Annotated in this window: 13 protein-coding genes and 1 tRNA gene; 6 read left to right on the forward strand and 8 right to left on the reverse strand. The window is 63.1% G+C overall.

Translation table 11 applies throughout. The features are described from left to right. The first annotated feature begins 72 nt into the window (after positions 1-72). From A9K65_RS07630 to A9K65_RS07645, 4 genes are all read left to right on the forward strand, one after another. Positions 73-1,011, forward strand: coding sequence for an ABC transporter substrate-binding protein (locus A9K65_RS07630; RefSeq protein ID WP_013529341.1), 939 nt, complete (start codon positions 73-75; stop codon positions 1,009-1,011). Positions 1,012-1,075: 64 nt separating this feature from the next. Further along, entirely contained in the window at positions 1,076-1,969 is an 894-nt protein-coding gene (locus A9K65_RS07635; protein WP_064993111.1) for a sugar phosphate isomerase/epimerase, read from the forward strand. A 332-nt stretch (positions 1,970-2,301) separates the two neighbouring features. Beyond that, entirely contained in the window at positions 2,302-2,655 is a 354-nt protein-coding gene (locus A9K65_RS07640) for a cupin domain-containing protein (protein ID WP_024503728.1), read from the forward strand. Positions 2,656-3,104: 449 nt separating this feature from the next. Beyond that, positions 3,105-3,758: a hypothetical protein gene (locus A9K65_RS07645; RefSeq protein WP_064993088.1), complete on the forward strand. Its 654-nt coding sequence runs from the start codon at positions 3,105-3,107 to the stop codon at positions 3,756-3,758. Between the two features lie 151 nt (positions 3,759-3,909). Here A9K65_RS07645 and A9K65_RS35905 read toward each other — a convergent pair whose 3' ends face one another. From A9K65_RS35905 to A9K65_RS07660, 3 genes are all read right to left on the reverse strand, one after another. Continuing rightward, positions 3,910-6,054, reverse strand: a complete 2,145-nt coding sequence (locus A9K65_RS35905; RefSeq protein WP_245321997.1) for a hypothetical protein — start codon at positions 6,052-6,054, stop codon at positions 3,910-3,912. Positions 6,055-6,371: 317 nt separating this feature from the next. Beyond that, positions 6,372-6,448: transfer RNA gene (locus tag A9K65_RS07655), tRNA-Arg, on the reverse strand. Positions 6,449-6,531: 83 nt separating this feature from the next. Beyond that, positions 6,532-7,695 carry a M20 aminoacylase family protein gene (locus A9K65_RS07660; RefSeq protein ID WP_063169116.1) on the reverse strand — a complete coding sequence of 388 codons (1,164 nt, stop codon included), beginning with the start codon at positions 7,693-7,695 and terminating at the stop codon, positions 6,532-6,534. 213 nt (positions 7,696-7,908) lie between these two features. Between A9K65_RS07660 and A9K65_RS07665 the strand changes: the two genes are divergently transcribed. Both A9K65_RS07665 and A9K65_RS07670 read left to right on the forward strand, forming a co-directional pair. Continuing rightward, positions 7,909-9,072: a D-alanyl-D-alanine carboxypeptidase family protein gene (locus tag A9K65_RS07665; RefSeq protein ID WP_064993109.1), complete on the forward strand. Its 1,164-nt coding sequence runs from the start codon at positions 7,909-7,911 to the stop codon at positions 9,070-9,072. A 3-nt stretch (positions 9,073-9,075) separates the two neighbouring features. After that, entirely contained in the window at positions 9,076-10,185 is a 1,110-nt protein-coding gene (locus tag A9K65_RS07670) for a GTP-binding protein (RefSeq protein WP_027162928.1), read from the forward strand. Between the two features lie 10 nt (positions 10,186-10,195). On the opposite strand, the gene A9K65_RS07675 is transcribed toward A9K65_RS07670, so the two are convergent. The 5 genes from A9K65_RS07675 to A9K65_RS07695 all read right to left on the reverse strand — a co-directional run bounded on the left by A9K65_RS07675 (position 10,196) and on the right by A9K65_RS07695 (position 14,077). After that, positions 10,196-10,432 (reverse strand): sulfurtransferase TusA family protein, encoded by a 237-nt coding sequence (locus tag A9K65_RS07675; protein ID WP_024503732.1) that lies wholly within the window; start codon positions 10,430-10,432, stop codon positions 10,196-10,198. An 8-nt stretch (positions 10,433-10,440) separates the two neighbouring features. Further along, on the reverse strand, positions 10,441-11,739 hold the full coding sequence (locus tag A9K65_RS07680) for a murein L,D-transpeptidase family protein (protein ID WP_064993087.1): 1,299 nt from the start codon (positions 11,737-11,739) through the stop codon (positions 10,441-10,443). Positions 11,740-11,956: 217 nt separating this feature from the next. After that, entirely contained in the window at positions 11,957-12,907 is a 951-nt protein-coding gene (locus A9K65_RS07685) for an acetyl-CoA carboxylase carboxyltransferase subunit alpha (protein WP_024503734.1), read from the reverse strand. Between the two features lie 99 nt (positions 12,908-13,006). Next, on the reverse strand, positions 13,007-13,924 hold the full coding sequence (locus tag A9K65_RS07690; RefSeq protein WP_063169115.1) for a site-specific tyrosine recombinase XerD: 918 nt from the start codon (positions 13,922-13,924) through the stop codon (positions 13,007-13,009). After that, positions 13,925-14,077 carry a hypothetical protein gene (locus A9K65_RS07695; protein WP_013529356.1) on the reverse strand — a complete coding sequence of 51 codons (153 nt, stop codon included), beginning with the start codon at positions 14,075-14,077 and terminating at the stop codon, positions 13,925-13,927. It abuts the gene before it with no gap. Positions 14,078-14,207: the final 130 nt, after the last annotated feature.

Consider the following 14,207-nt stretch of genomic DNA (forward strand, 5'->3'; position numbering starts at 1 on the left):
CCTTAGTCGCCGGCGTCAACGACCGGTTTGTGTAACGCACCGTGAGAGGCGCGGGGCAATCGGAGGAAAGCAATGAAAACCATCGCCAAACTGCTCTGCGGCGTCGCACTCGCGTCGCTCGCCATCGCGCCTGCTTCGGCCAAGGACCTCAACAAGGTCGGTATCTCGGTCGGCCTACTCGGCAATCCCTTCTTCGTCGCCACCATCAAGGGCATCGAGGACGCGGCCAAGAAGATCAACCCGAAAGTCGAGGTGACCTCGGTATCGGCCGACTATGACCTCAACAAGCAGGTCTCGCAGGTCGATTCGTTCATCGCCGCCGGTGTCGACGTGATCATGCTCAATGCCGTCGACGCCAAGGCGATCGCGCCGGCGGTGAAGAAGGCACAGGCCGCGGGCATCGTCGTTGCCGCCTTCGACGTTTCGGCTCCGGGCGCCGACGTCACCGTGATGACCAACAACGTCAAGGCCGGCGAAGAGGCCTGCCAGTACCTGGTCGACCACACCGGCGGCAAGGGCGACTACGTCATTCTCAATGGACCGGCATCGTCGTCGATCCTGGAGCGGGTGAAGGGCTGCAAGAACGTGCTTTCGCAGCATCCCGACATCAAGATCCTCTCCGACGACCAGAATGCCGAAGGCTCGCGCGACGGCGGCCTGAAGGTGTTCCAGTCGCTGCTCACCCGCTTCGACAAGATCGATGCGGTGTTTGCCATCAATGACCCGACGGCGATCGGCGCCCAGCTCGCTGCCAAGCAGCTCAACCGTTCGGAGTTCATCTTCACCGCCGTCGACGGCGCGCCCGATATCGAGAAGGAACTCTCTTCCGGCACCTCGATGATCAAGGCCTCGGCCTCGCAGGATCCCTATGTGATGGCCGGCCAGTCACTGACGATGGCGGCCGAACTGCTGGCCGGCAAGAAGCCGGCGGAGCCGACCGTTCTGCTCGACCCGAAGCTGATCACGGCCGAGAACCTGAAGGACTACAAGGGCTGGACCGCAGCCCGCTAAATTCTTCCCAAGGCCGGTGCGGCCGGGATGACCCGGCCGCACCTTGTCAGCACCGGAGACGATGATGTCGCGTATTGGAATCCATTCTTTCGTCTGGTCGGCGAGCTCGGCTCAGGCCGATCTGGAGCGCACGCTGGCCAACACCAGGGAGGCCGGCTTCGACCTCATCGAATTCTCCTATCTCGACCCCGCCAATGTCGACATCGGCGGGCTCGCCAGGCGCATCGCCGATCTTGGCCTCGGCGTGGCGATCAGCATCGGATTGCCTGTTAATGGCGATATTTCGAGCGCCGACAGGGCGATTGCCGCGCGCGGCGTCGAAATCCTCAACGATACCATCGCGCTGACGCGCGATCTCGGCGGCCGGAAGGTCGCCGGCATTCTCTCGACCAGCCACGGATTGCAGGTCGAGGCGCCGACGCGCGATCAATGGCAGCGCAGTGCCGGCACGCTGGCCAAGGTTGCCGAAACAGCCAAGGCGGCCGGCGTCACGCTCAACCTCGAGATCGTCAACCGCTTCGAAAGCAATCTGCTCAACACCGCCGCGCAAGGACTGGCCTTCATCGAGGACACTGGCTCGGACAACATCTTCCTGCATCTCGACACGTTCCACATGAACATCGAGGAGGCCGATGTCGGGCTGACCATCCGTCAAGCCGCGGACAAGATCGGCTATGTCCATATCGGCGAAAGCCATCGCGGCTTCCTCGGCACCGGCAATATCGATTTCGCCGCGATCTTCGATGCGCTGACGGCGATCGGCTACAGCGACGATCTCAGCTTCGAATCCTTCTCTTCGGAAATCGTCGATGAGCACCTGTCGAAGAAGACCGCCATCTGGCGCAATCTGTGGACGGACAACATGGCGCTGGCCAAGCACGCGCGCGCCTTCATCGGGCTCGGGCTGGAGACGGCAAGGCGCAAGGCGGAACTCGTTTCGGCGCGCCACAAACCCTGACCCGCCCGTCGAGAGGGCGCTGCGTGCGCCGCATGGCAGGGCTCTGACTTCAAATCAACAAACGGCCTTATGGCAGCCAGTGCTGGCAGCTTTTGCGCCGCCAGCTTTTTCGCGATAGGAATTTTTTCTTGACTCGGTGACCTCAGCTATGGTACATTTTTGCCTATGGTGCTGATTTGCGCCAGTGACCCGCCGCACAGGCGGGTTTTTGTTTGATGCACCGTCAGCCAAGGTGCCGGCCGTATGGCGGCGGCATTGCTCGCGGCAGGTGCATCGGTTATCTGACCGGCCAGGCAAACAGCGCCACGCAATCCCCAAACGGAGTTCGGCACATGACACGCGAGACAATCCTCAAATTCGGCACCGTCGAACACGCGGACGCAGGCGATCTGGCTGGCTGGATCGTCGTCGAGGGCAGGCCGACCATGCAAACCGCCGTCCAGCACACGACCGAGGACGGCAAGGTGTTGTCGGGCACCTGGCGGGCGACGCCCGGCACCTATCACGCCACCTATACCGACTATGAGTTCGTGCACATGATCGCCGGCCGCATCATCATCACGCCGGACGGCGGCACGCCGGTCGAGGTCGGCCCCGGCGACGCCTTCGTGGTGGAAGCGGATTTCAAGGGAACCTGGAAGATCATCGAGCCGGTGACGAAGCATTTTGTCGTGCGGGTTGGCTGAAGCGGGGTGATCCGTCTGGCCGCGCCATCGCGGCGAGTGCTCAAGCGAAGCTTTTTCGTGCCTCCGGGGGCCTTTTGGAGGCCATCCCACCCGACATCGCCTGGGTGTCGCCGATGGCTCGGAGGAGGTGCGCTGACCTGGGCGCGGTAAGCGTATTCGCTGATCTCTGCATTCGCCGGGGCCTCGGCCAGGCCACTCCTCGGACTCAGGTCATTGGGTCATGAAGGCGTCTGTGGCGTCATCCAGACGGTCGGCCTCGACATGAATGATACGGCACTCGCCAGCCAAGCGCCCTCTCATCGGTGCTTACCGGCCAAGTATCCTTGATACACCGGATTGATCCCCTAGTTCTTTCGGGGGCGCGGCAATCGCGAGGTTGCCTCGGGGGCAGCGGCGGTTCGCGCCGTTCTGACTGCACGCCGCGGAAAGACGGTTGGACCGACGCATCCATGGAGGTCGTCGTGCGTCAATCGCGTGGATTCACCTGTGCGTATTTCGTCTTAGCTTGCTCGATCGCGGTAGTTTGCGCAGGAGCTGCAACCGGTGGTCAGCAAGGCGGAGGGCATGGCAACGGCGGCCATGGTTCTGGTGGCCATGGTGGCGGTGGAGGTCATGACGCCGGCGGCAACCAGGGCGGCTCGCACAAAGGGACTGGCGACGACCCCGGCGGCTCCAGTTCGTCGGCGGACGACGGCGAGACCAGCACAAGCGGCACTACGACAGCCCCGGGGACGGTAGGTACGGCCACCGCCACTGCTGTTGCGTCCGCAAGGGGCGGACAGTCGCTCGACCTCCCGGCCGCTCTCCAGCCTCCCGGCGACAGCAAAACTCAATCAACAGTCAGCCGAACCGAGGCGCTGCCGGGCGTCCCGGATAAAGTCGTTCGGGCCTGCCATGATGCCATCGAGTCGGCCGCCGCTCCGTTGGGGGCGACCAGCGTGCGCGTCACCAGCGCGGGCTTCGTACATCAGTTGAGTCGGGCGACGATCTCGGCCCCCATCGAGGTCAGCATCGACTATGCGCGGCAAGGCAGCGTGGAAACGCGGCAGGCGGCGATCCAATGCGAATTGGACGCGACAGGCAGCGTGATCGGTCTGACATAGCGCATCGCGCAGAACACTCTCGCTGATGAAGCAGGGTGAATTCGAGAGGCCATTCATCTTTGGCCGAAATGGCAGCAGGCCTCGGGTGCGTTACGAAGGGGTGCGGGGCATCAAAAATGGCCTTCCACGGAAGCGACCGCGCAGTCGGAAATCACTGCGGTGTCACGTGTCTTGGCAAGAGCGAATAAGGAAGTGTGATCGAACGCACCCGGGTCATCCGCGAAGGGTTGCGAACCTTGCCAATCTTCTTGCTGACGGCCTTCACCTGGCTGGCTGCCGCGCGGCCAGAACGCGGCTTCAGGGGCGGTTCGATCTGCGCGCTGCGGCGCTCAGTCCTGAGCCTGTCGTTGTCCCCGCGCGCCGCAGCCAAGTCGCGGGCAAGAGAAACAGTGGCCTCGCGTTGCTCGTCCAGAGCCTCCTGAAGCTTAGCGACACGCACCAAAAGAGCTTGGGCGGCGGCTTCGCGCTCGATGCGTGCTCTGTCGAGATCCTCACGATTCATGACAGCTGTAGTACGTTCCCGTGCCAGGGCCTGTGCCGTCTCGGTTGCGGCCTGCTCGGCACGCTCTTTCGCTGAGACTGCCTTGGCTCGCTCCAGTTCAGCCGCCTGGCGCTCGATGCGAGCTTCTTTCAGCTCCTCAACGGCCGCTGCTGCTGCAGCGCGTTCTCGTGCGAGCGTTCGCTCCGTGTCAGCTGCGGTCCGCTCCACTTGTCGCCTCGCTGTGACCGCGTCGGTCTGTTCCTGCTCAGCCGCAGCCGTACGCTTCATGAGTGCGGCATTGGCCAGTTTCGCTTCGGCGAGATCGCCACGAAGCAGCTCCGTCTTCCGGCGCTCGTCGTCGAGTATGCCGCTCGCCTGCGCCAGTGAAGCCTTGGCCGTGGCGCGATCCTTGGCGGCCTCGGTCTCAAGCTGTTCAATTTGGACGCGCGCTTGCGAGAAATCGTGCGCCCGCCTTTGGGCTTGCTCCTGCTCGAGATGAGCAGCGGGCATCTCCTTAAGGACATAGCTGGCGGCCTCGCTCAGCATCGTGCGGGCCTCTCCCGCAATGCGCCGCAACGCGTCAAGAGTGCGGGCTGCCGCGAGTTCATTGCGCAACCGCTCCTCGCGCGCGTCATCGGCAGCTGCCATGCTTGCCCTCAGCGTGTGGATCTGCTTGCTCGCCTCGAAGAGCGCTCCCTGCAGAGCGGCGCTCCTGGCACGCTCGCCTTCCGCCGCCCGGTGCTCCTGGTCGGCCAATTGTCTTGCAGCGGCAGCCTGAGCACGATCCGTCCCGGCTTGCGCCTGGTTAGCCGTGAGATCCGGGCCAAGCAATTCGGCACTCGCCTGAAGTCCCAGCGGGCGCGAAAGGTCTCGATGGGCCTGATCTTGGGTTTGCGAGATGGCGGAAGCGCTTTCGACCCAGATTTGTCTCGTCATCGCATAGCCAATCGGCGCAGCCAGACAAATGGCGGCGAGACCCAAGCGCGATACAAGAACGATCGGCCTGCGAACGACAGGGTTTGAGGCAGGCGCCATGGCCGGGTCGGGATCTCCCATCTGAGCTGTGAAATTCAAACCGCGATCCGCAGCATAGGCCAACGGAGCAGTTTTTGGCGGTGAAGCCTTATGGCGCAATTGGTTCCATGCCGACCCGCAAATCCGCTTCCCACGTTCCGCGATCGCGCTGATGGATGCTGCAAGCCGGCCAGACTGCACTCTGTTCGGTGCAGGAGCACCGGTCTCGACCACTGACGAGCTCCCGCTGGGTTCGGATGTCGCGGCGAAATGTTCGATTCGCACTCCGAACCGAGAGTAGTTGGTATTTTGAGCCCGAACATTCAGGCCGACCGCATGCAAAGGGTTGGCAGCCTTGGAAGAAGCAGGCCCGGCGACAAGTCCGGCCGGGCTTTCCCATTCCCAAGAAGCCTCGTCGGCGAAACCGGATCTGCCTTCGTCAAACGCTGCAAGGCGGCGTCGTCGCACCGCGGCAAGGATACGCCGGAGCACAAGATAGACGCCCACCGATGCAAGCGTCACCACTGCGCTCAGAATGGCCAGATTTACGTCGTTTGCATACATTTCGGCAAGATAATTTGGCATTGCCGTGCCCGTGCGTTCTGGGTGTATCGCCAAGTTCATAAGCGATGTCTGGTCATTCGCCTTGGTATGCCAAGGCCTTACCGCTCTCGGAGCGTCGCTTTCTTCGGGATCCTTCTGGTCCTTGCGAATTGTTGCGGATGGCGGGGCGCCGGTCGCGTACCGATAGATCGCCGCAGTTGATATTCCGTAGCGGGCAATGGCCGACCAAGGACGCATGCAGGGCTCTGAAACGCCGGTTTGCGCCTCTGCATAGCAACCTCGCGAGAGTTCGCCGGTGCGGACAATTCGCCATTTCCGGGCTTAGGACTGTCCATCATGAACTTTAAGCTAGGTCACAGCGCACCACGGTCAACCATCAGCTCCTAATGATCCTGCAGGCAGCCTTCGGCCAGACAAAAGGGCCATTGTAGTGCCCGCTCTTCGTAGCGAAGCTGATCGTTCCTTGTTCGGTGATGCATTCCCGCCGAGATTAGAATTCGTCGTACTGTTTCGCGAAAAGTACGACGTCAATTTGCTAAGCTGATGCAAACCAATGGTGATCCCGACAGGAATCGAACCTGTGACCTACAGATTAGGAATCTGCCGCTCTATCCTACTGAGCTACGGGACCACGCGGCCAGACACATAGCCGCTTCGGATCGTTTCGCCAAGAGGCCGGCCGAAGGCAATTCGGCCGGCTTTGCGCTGCCGCTGTCAGGCGGCCAGCGCGGTTTCAGCCAGTTTCACCCAGTAGCTCATGCCGTGCGGGATGACCTCGTCGTTGAAATCGTAGGCCGGGTGGTGCAGACCGGCGGTGTCGCCATTGCCGATGAAGATGAAGGCGCCGGGGCGGGCTTCGAGCATGTAGGAGAAATCCTCGCCGCCCATCACCGGCTGGATGCCGCGGTGGACATGGGCGTCGCCAGCGACACTCATCGCGACGTCACCGGCAAACACCGTCTCTTCCGCGTGGTTGAAGGTCACGGGATAATTCGCCTGGTAGTCAACCTCGATCCTGGCCCCGAACGCGGTCGCCAGCCCGTCGCAAATGCTGCGGATGCGCTCTTCGGACTTCTTGGCGATTTCTTTTCGCAAGGTGCGCACGGTGCCGGCGATTTCGGCGGTTTCGGGGATGATGTTGTAGGCATCGCCGGCGTGGAACTTGGTCACCGACACCACCACGGCCTCGACCGGATCGGTGCTGCGCGAGGCGATCGTCTGCAAGGCGCCGACCAGTTGGCTGGTGATGACGATCGGGTCGATCGTACCGTGCGGCATCGCCGCGTGGCCGCCCTTGCCGCGCACGGTGATGGTGAATTCGGCGGTCGCCGCCATTATCGGGCCCGGGCGAATGGCGAACTGTCCGACAGGCAGGCCCGGCATGTTGTGCATGCCGAATACCCTGGAGATGTCGAAACGCTCCATCATGCCGTCCTTGACCATCTCGTTGCCGCCGCCGCCGCCCTCTTCGGCCGGCTGGAAGATCACCGCCACCGAACCGGTGAAGTTGCGCGTCTCGGCGAGGTATTTGGCCGCACCCAGCAGCATCGCCGTGTGGCCGTCATGGCCGCAGGCATGCATCTTGCCGGGGATGGTCGAGGCGTAGGGCTTTCCTGATATCTCGTTGAGCGGCAGCGCGTCCATGTCGGCGCGCAGGCCGATGGTGGGACCTTCGCCCTGGCGGCCGCGGATGATGCCGACCACGCCGGTCTTGCCGAGCCCGGTGACCACATCGTCACAGCCGAAAGCCTTCAGCTTCTCGGTGACGAAGGCGGCGGTCTTGAAGACGTCGAAGTTCAGTTCTGGCGTCTGGTGCAGATGCTGGCGCCAGCCGGCAACTTCGTCCTGCATTTCGGCGGCACGGTTCAGGATTGGCATGATGGTTCCATCTCGCTGTTGGGACGGCGGGTGTTGGCCGCTGCCTTGCAATTGTGATCGCCAGGCACTTTGCCATCTTGGCGTCACATAGAGTAAATAGCACCGCAACAATGGGGTCCGGGTTTTGAGGGTCGGACCATATGCTGGCGATCGCGTAATGAAATCTTACGGAGCCAGGGGCGACTACGGCAAGAGGCGATTTCGGATTTGATCATGCGGTACAGGCATTTCCTCAAACTATTCTCGGCTGGCACAATCGCGCTGTCGGTTGTGGCCGGGCCGGCGCTGGCCAATCCGGTGGTCGTGTTCGACCTCGGCAGCGGCAAGATCCTGCAGCATCAGGATGCGTTCAAGCGCTGGTATCCGGCATCGCTGAGCAAGCTGATGACCGCTTACGTCACCTTTCGGGCGATCGCGGCCGGCGAGGTACAGCTCGATTCGCCGATCAAGGTGACCAAACACTCCGCCGCCGAGCCGCCAAGCAAGATGGGCTTCAAGCCGGGCTCGGTGATGCGGCTCGACAATGCGCTGAAGATGATGCTGGTCAAATCGGCCAACGACATTGCCATGGCTGTCGGCGAAAATGTCGGCGGTTCGCAGGCGGCCTTTGCCGACCGGATGAACGCCGAGGCGACCCGGCTCGGCATGAACGGCACGCATTTCGTCAATCCGAACGGGCTCTATTCGCCGGATCAGTACACGACGGCGCGCGACCTCGCCGTGCTGGTGATGGCGATCCGCCGCGAATTTCCGCAATATGTGCCGTGGTTCTCGATCGAGGGCCTTGCCGTCGGCAAGAAGGCGATCCCCAACTACAATCTCTTGATCGGCCGCTATCCCGGCGCCGATGGCATGAAGACCGGCTTTGTCTGCCCCTCCGGCTTCAACATGATCGGTTCGGCGACGCGCAACGGGCGCACGCTGGTCGCGGTTGTGCTTGGCGAGAAGTCGGCGGTCACCCGCGCCGAGACGGCGGCAAAACTGCTCGATCAGGGGTTCGACACGCCTGTCGCCGGCTCGGCCACCGTCATCACGCTGGCGCCCTATGGCGACACGGTCTCACCCAACGACATGCAGGACGAGGTCTGCAAGAAGAAGACGCCGCAGGAGCAGTCCGAGGCGCCGCCGGCCGCCGCCAAGAACGTGCCGAAATCACCCTATCAGGAAAAGCTCGACCATGTGCCGACGCTGGTTGCCGTCGGCCTTGGCGGCGCCACCGGTCCGGCGCCGAAGGCCATCCTCGACCAGGGCGCGCAGGAATTTGCCGATGTGCCGATCCCGAGCTGGCGGCCCGACAGGCCGGCACCGGCCGGCACCGGCCCGAAGATTGCCGGCTCCGCCGCGCAGGGCGACCAGCCGGTCAAGGTTGCGAACTAGCCAATGGGCAGCGGCTTCCCGATCCCAGTCTCGGTGCTGACCGGCTTCCTCGGCGCCGGCAAGACGACGCTGCTCAACCGGCTGCTCAAGGATCCGGCGCTGGCCGACACCGCGGTGATCATCAACGAGTTCGGCGAGGTGGCGATCGACCATTTGCTGGTCGAGCAGTCTTCCGACGGCATCATCCAGCTGTCGGACGGCTGCCTGTGCTGCACGGTGCGCGGCGAACTGGTCGATACGCTGGCCGACCTGGTCGACAGACTGCAGACCGGCCGCATTGCCCGGCTCGCCCGCGTCATCGTCGAAACCACCGGCCTTGCCGACCCGGCGCCGGTGCTGCAGTCGATCATGGCGCATCCGGCGCTGATCCAGGCCTTCCGGCTCGACGGCGTCATCACTTTGGTCGATGCCGTCAACGGCAACGCCACGCTCGATGCCCATGTCGAGGCGGTAAAGCAGGTTGCCGTCGCCGACCGCATCGTGCTCAGCAAAGCCGATCTGGCCACCGACCCCAATGAGCTGGAAATGCTGCGGGCGCGCCTGCGGCAGATCAATCCGGGCGCCGAACTGCTCGATGCCGGCGACACGGAGACAGGCGTGGCGGCGCTGTTTGATTGCGGCCTCTACAACCCGGCAACCAAATCCGCCGATGTGCGGCGCTGGCTTGGCGAGGAAGCGGCGCACGATCATCACCATCATGCTGGTCATGATCACGAGCATGGCCATGACCACGGCCATCGTCACGATCAGCGCGTGCGCTCCTATTCGCTGGTGCATGACGGCCCGGTGCCGTTTTCGGCGATCGAGATGTTCCTCGACCTGCTGCGTTCGACCCATGGCGAGCGCCTGCTGCGCATGAAGGGCGTCATCGAGCTCAGGGAAGACCCGTCGCGGCCGCTGGTGATCCATGGCGTGCAGAAGATCCTGCATCCGCCGGTGCAATTGCCGTCCTGGCCGGATGGCCAGCGTGGCACGCGGCTGGTGCTGATCACGCTCGACATGCCGGAAGATTATATCCGCAGGCTGTTCGCCGCCTTCACCGACCGGCCGTCGGTTGACACGCCCGACCGCGCGGCGCTGGAAAACAATCCGCTGGCGATCGCCGGGCGGTAGCCCCCAACGATTACGGCGCGCCGCGCTCGACCAGGAAGCGATGGCCGCCGGAGACCGCGGCCGTTTCAATCAACTGGTGGCCGCTCTCGGAGCAGAATGCCGGAATGTCGATGACGGCGAGCGGGTCGGTGGTCTCCAACCAGAGCCGACTGCCCGGTTGCATCCCCGCCAGGCGCTTCTTGGCCTTGAGCACGGGCAAGGGGCAGTTCAGCCCCTTGAGGTCATAAATAGCGGCGCGATCAGCCACGGGCGATATCAACCGCCGAACATGCCGAGCAGCTTGTTCTTCAGCTTCGTCACCCGGCTTTCGTCGGCACTCGCCGCTTGCGTTTCAGCCATTGGCGCCGCTTCCGAAGGGGCCGCGATGGTCGCGGTGGCGACTGGGGCCTCCTTGGCGGCCTTCTCGGCCTCCTTTTCGGCCAGAGCCTGGGCCTTGGCGGCTTCCTTGGCTTGCTTGGCCGCCTCTATGGCAGCCAGCCTCTGCTCCTCGGCCTTCTGCTTGGCAGCTTTTTCGGCATCAAGAGCCGCCATCTTGCGGCCGGCGGGCGAATCGATGCGGCCCATGCGTGCCGTCTCGGTGACCGAGCCGTCATTGTTGAGCGACGGCGGATCGATCGGTACGCGTTCGCCGCGTGCGCGGCGCTTGGACCAGTCGGAGACGATGCTGGCTTCCTTGATACCGGCGATGGTCGGCTTGGGCGCCGGCACGCTGGCCTTGACCGCGCCGCTGAACGCCGCGTCATAGGTGCTCATGTAGGAATTGTAGGCGCTCTTCAGCGAATCAGGCTGCGTCGTCGCCGGGCAGGCGCCAGTCGGATCGAATGTCTGACCGTCGGCGGCTACCTGGTTGAAGACATAACGCTTCTCGCAGACATCGACCTTCGGCGGCACCTTGGTGATCTCGAAATTGTCGTAGCCGACCTTGAGCATCTTCCAGAAGTCGTAATTCGGGTCGTTGCGGTAGCGCGCCATGTTGGCGGCGGTCATGCGGAACGGAAACGCCTGGATCTGGAACTCGGTCTGGCCGCCCTGGAAAGCATCGCGGCCGAAGGCATAGATCTGCTCGATCTGCGCATCGGTCATCGAATAGCAGCCCGACGACGAACAGGCGCCGTGCACCATCAAATTGGAGCCGGTGCGGCCGTTGGCGCGGTCATAGGCGTTGGGATAGCCGATGTTGAAGGACAGATGGTAGTTCGAGCGCGGATTCATCTGCGCCGGGCGCACCGTGTAGAAGCCTTCCGGCGCCTGGCGGTCGCCTTCGGTGTATTTCGGCCCGAGCTTGCCCGACCATTTGCAGATGTCGTAGCTGGCGACCATGTCATAGCGGCCGTTGGTCTTGGCCTTCCAGATCTCGAGCTTGCCTTCTTCCTTGAAGATGCGGGCCATCACCGACGAGGTGCGGACCATGCCCTTGGCCCTCATGTCGGCGAGGATCTTGTCGGGCAGCGGCTTGTTGGCCTCCGGGGAAAAATCCTTCATCGACGAATTGTTGCAGCCGGCAACGCCGAGGGCAGCGATCAGGATTCCGGTGCGGGCAAGCTTGACAAACATGGCTACGGATATCGTCTTTTCTCTGGCGCCAGGACGTTTCCTGCCCCGGCTGCTACACTGCGCATCGACGGACCCTAAGCCCGTTAACCCTAATAAATTCCTTACCGCAAGTGCCGACGCATCCCCCTGCGGCAGTCTCATTGAGCCGAATGCAGCGGCATTTTTGTGGCAAAAATGCTCCGCTCCGCCACATTGTTGCGGCCAAGGGTGCCTGTGGTCAGAGACTGCGGCCCATGGCCAGGTATTTTTCGCGGCGCTGTTCGCGGAAATCGGTGTTGGCGCCGGCGAAGTCCTTCATCGTCCTGGCGATGAGGTCTCCGGTCGCGGCGATCACGGTTTCGGCGCCGCGATGCGCACCGCCGAGCGGCTCGGGGATGATGGCGTCGATGATCTTCAGTTCCAGAAGATCCTGCGCGGTGATCTTCATGTTGGTCGCCGCGTCCTTCGATCGTGTCGTGTCGCGCCACAGGATCGAGGCGGCACCTTCCGGCGAAATCACCGAATAGATGGCGTGTTCGAGCATGTAGACGCGGTTGGCGGTGGCGATGGCAATGGCGCCGCCCGAACCGCCTTCGCCGATGACCACCGAGATCGACGGTACTTTCAGGCCGAGACAGGTCGAGGTTGAACGGGCGATAGCCTCCGCCTGGCCGCGCTCCTCGGCGTTGACTCCGGGATAGGCGCCGGCCGTGTCGACCAGCGTCAGGAGCGGGATCTTGAAGCGGTCGGCCAGTTCCATCAGCCGTACCGCCTTGCGGTAGCCCTCCGGCCGAACCGAGCCGAAATTGTGCTTCAGGCGGCTGGCTGTGTCGGAACCTTTTTCCTGGCCGATGATGGCAATGGGTTCGCCGCGGAAACGGGCGAAACCGCCGACGATCGCCTGGTCCTCACCGAAATTGCGGTCGCCGGCCAGCGGCGTGAAATCGGTGAACAGGCCCTTGATGTAGTCGACGCAATGCGGCCTGTCGGGATGGCGCGCCACCTGCACCTTCTGCCAAGGCGTCAGCGCCTTGTAGGCATCGCGCAATGCGTCGCGGGAGCGCTTCTCGAGACGGTTGATCTCGTCGCCGACATCGACCGCCTCGCCATTCTCGGCAAGCTTCTTCAGCTCGAGGATCTTGCCCTCGAGGTCCTGCACCGGCTTTTCGAAATCGAGGTAATTATACATGCGTGAGCGGACCGATACGTCGGAAGGCAGTGGCTGACGGAACCCTTGAATCCAAGGCTCCGGGCGGTGAAATGTCGTCCTCACATAGCGATATGAGGCCTAGTCGGCAAGCGGATGATGATCGTTGACCAGCCGCACCAGCCGCTCTTCCAGCACATGGGTGTAAATCTGTGTCGTCGATATGTCGGCATGGCCAAGCAATTGCTGCACGGCCCGCAGATCGGCGCCGTTCTGCAGGAGATGGCTGGCGAAAGCATGGCGCAGCACGTGCGGCGAGATCTTCGCCGAGGCAATGCCGGCCCTTGCCGCCAGCCCTTTCAGGTCACGCGCGAAGACCTGGCGCGAGAGATAGCCGCTGTCCGAGGCGGCCGGAAACAGGAACGGACTGTCGGCCAAGGCTGGCACCTTGGCGCGGGCGGCAAGCCAGGTCTTCATCGCCGCGCGTGCCTTGGCGGAGAGCGGCACCATGCGCTCCTTGTCGCCCTTGCCGCGCACCATGAAGAAGCGGTCGTCGCGTTGCGCCACCGTCACCGGCAAGCCGACCAGCTCGGAAACGCGCAGGCCGGTGGCGTAAAGCACCTCGACCAGCGCATGCAGGCGCAGTGATGCCAGGCTGTCCCCATCGCCCGACGAGACATCGCCGGCTTCAATTGCTGCACGGTCGATCAGCCGGCCGGTGTCGGCCTCGCTCATCGTCTTGGGCAGCGGGCGGCCCTTTTTCGGGCTGTCCAGCGTGCCGGTCGGGTCATCGCCGCGCAGGCCTTCGGCGTAGAGGAATTTGAAGAACTGGCGGATCGCCGACAGTTTGCGCGCCTGCGACGTGGCGGCAAAGCCGCGGGCGGCAATGTCGTCGAGATAGGCGCGGATATCGGCGGCGGCGGCACCGGCCAGCCCGCCATCGATCGCGCCGGAAGCGTCCTCGAGGTCGCGGCGGTAGGAGGAAAGCGTGTTTTCGGCCGCGCCCCGCTCGGCGCTCATCATTTCCAGAAAGGCTTCGATGCGGGCCGCGCTGTTCATTCAGCTTTTCTTGGGATTGAGCTTTTCCGGAGGGATGCGCACGCTCATTTCCCCCTTCTTTGGCTCGACGAACATCACCAGTGCGAACATCGTACCATAGGCAATGCCAGCCAGAATCGCCGTTACCACGACAAAGCGAAACAGTGTCGGCATCAATTTTCGCCCGTCTTCTTGTTCTGCGTTTCCAAACCCTGTCCCCTTATGGGACGCCAATCCGGCCAATTCAAGGAAGAAGCTGGGGCCTGTTAGCAACTTCTGATGCAGACCCTGCCGGTCCATATCG

Source organism: Mesorhizobium sp. WSM1497 (assembly GCF_001672455.2).
Taxonomy (GTDB): domain Bacteria; phylum Pseudomonadota; class Alphaproteobacteria; order Rhizobiales; family Rhizobiaceae; genus Mesorhizobium; species Mesorhizobium ciceri.

Excerpts from the sequence above, each read along its gene's own strand:
- A9K65_RS07630 (WP_013529341.1), top strand. The coding sequence starts at position 73 with ATGAAAACCATCGCCAAACTGCTCTGCGGCGTCGCACTCGCGTCGCTC.
- A9K65_RS07635 (WP_064993111.1), top strand. The coding sequence starts at position 1,076 with ATGTCGCGTATTGGAATCCATTCTTTCGTCTGGTCGGCGAGCTCGGCT.
- A9K65_RS07640 (WP_024503728.1), top strand. The coding sequence starts at position 2,302 with ATGACACGCGAGACAATCCTCAAATTCGGCACCGTCGAACACGCGGAC.
- A9K65_RS07645 (WP_064993088.1), top strand. The coding sequence starts at position 3,105 with ATGGAGGTCGTCGTGCGTCAATCGCGTGGATTCACCTGTGCGTATTTC.
- A9K65_RS35905 (WP_245321997.1), bottom strand. The coding sequence starts at position 6,054 with ATGCGTCCTTGGTCGGCCATTGCCCGCTACGGAATATCAACTGCGGCG.
- A9K65_RS07660 (WP_063169116.1), bottom strand. The coding sequence starts at position 7,695 with ATGCCAATCCTGAACCGTGCCGCCGAAATGCAGGACGAAGTTGCCGGC.
- A9K65_RS07665 (WP_064993109.1), top strand. The coding sequence starts at position 7,909 with ATGCGGTACAGGCATTTCCTCAAACTATTCTCGGCTGGCACAATCGCG.
- A9K65_RS07670 (WP_027162928.1), top strand. The coding sequence starts at position 9,076 with ATGGGCAGCGGCTTCCCGATCCCAGTCTCGGTGCTGACCGGCTTCCTC.
- A9K65_RS07680 (WP_064993087.1), bottom strand. The coding sequence starts at position 11,739 with ATGTTTGTCAAGCTTGCCCGCACCGGAATCCTGATCGCTGCCCTCGGC.
- A9K65_RS07685 (WP_024503734.1), bottom strand. The coding sequence starts at position 12,907 with ATGTATAATTACCTCGATTTCGAAAAGCCGGTGCAGGACCTCGAGGGC.
- A9K65_RS07690 (WP_063169115.1), bottom strand. The coding sequence starts at position 13,924 with ATGAACAGCGCGGCCCGCATCGAAGCCTTTCTGGAAATGATGAGCGCC.
- A9K65_RS07695 (WP_013529356.1), bottom strand. The coding sequence starts at position 14,077 with ATGCCGACACTGTTTCGCTTTGTCGTGGTAACGGCGATTCTGGCTGGC.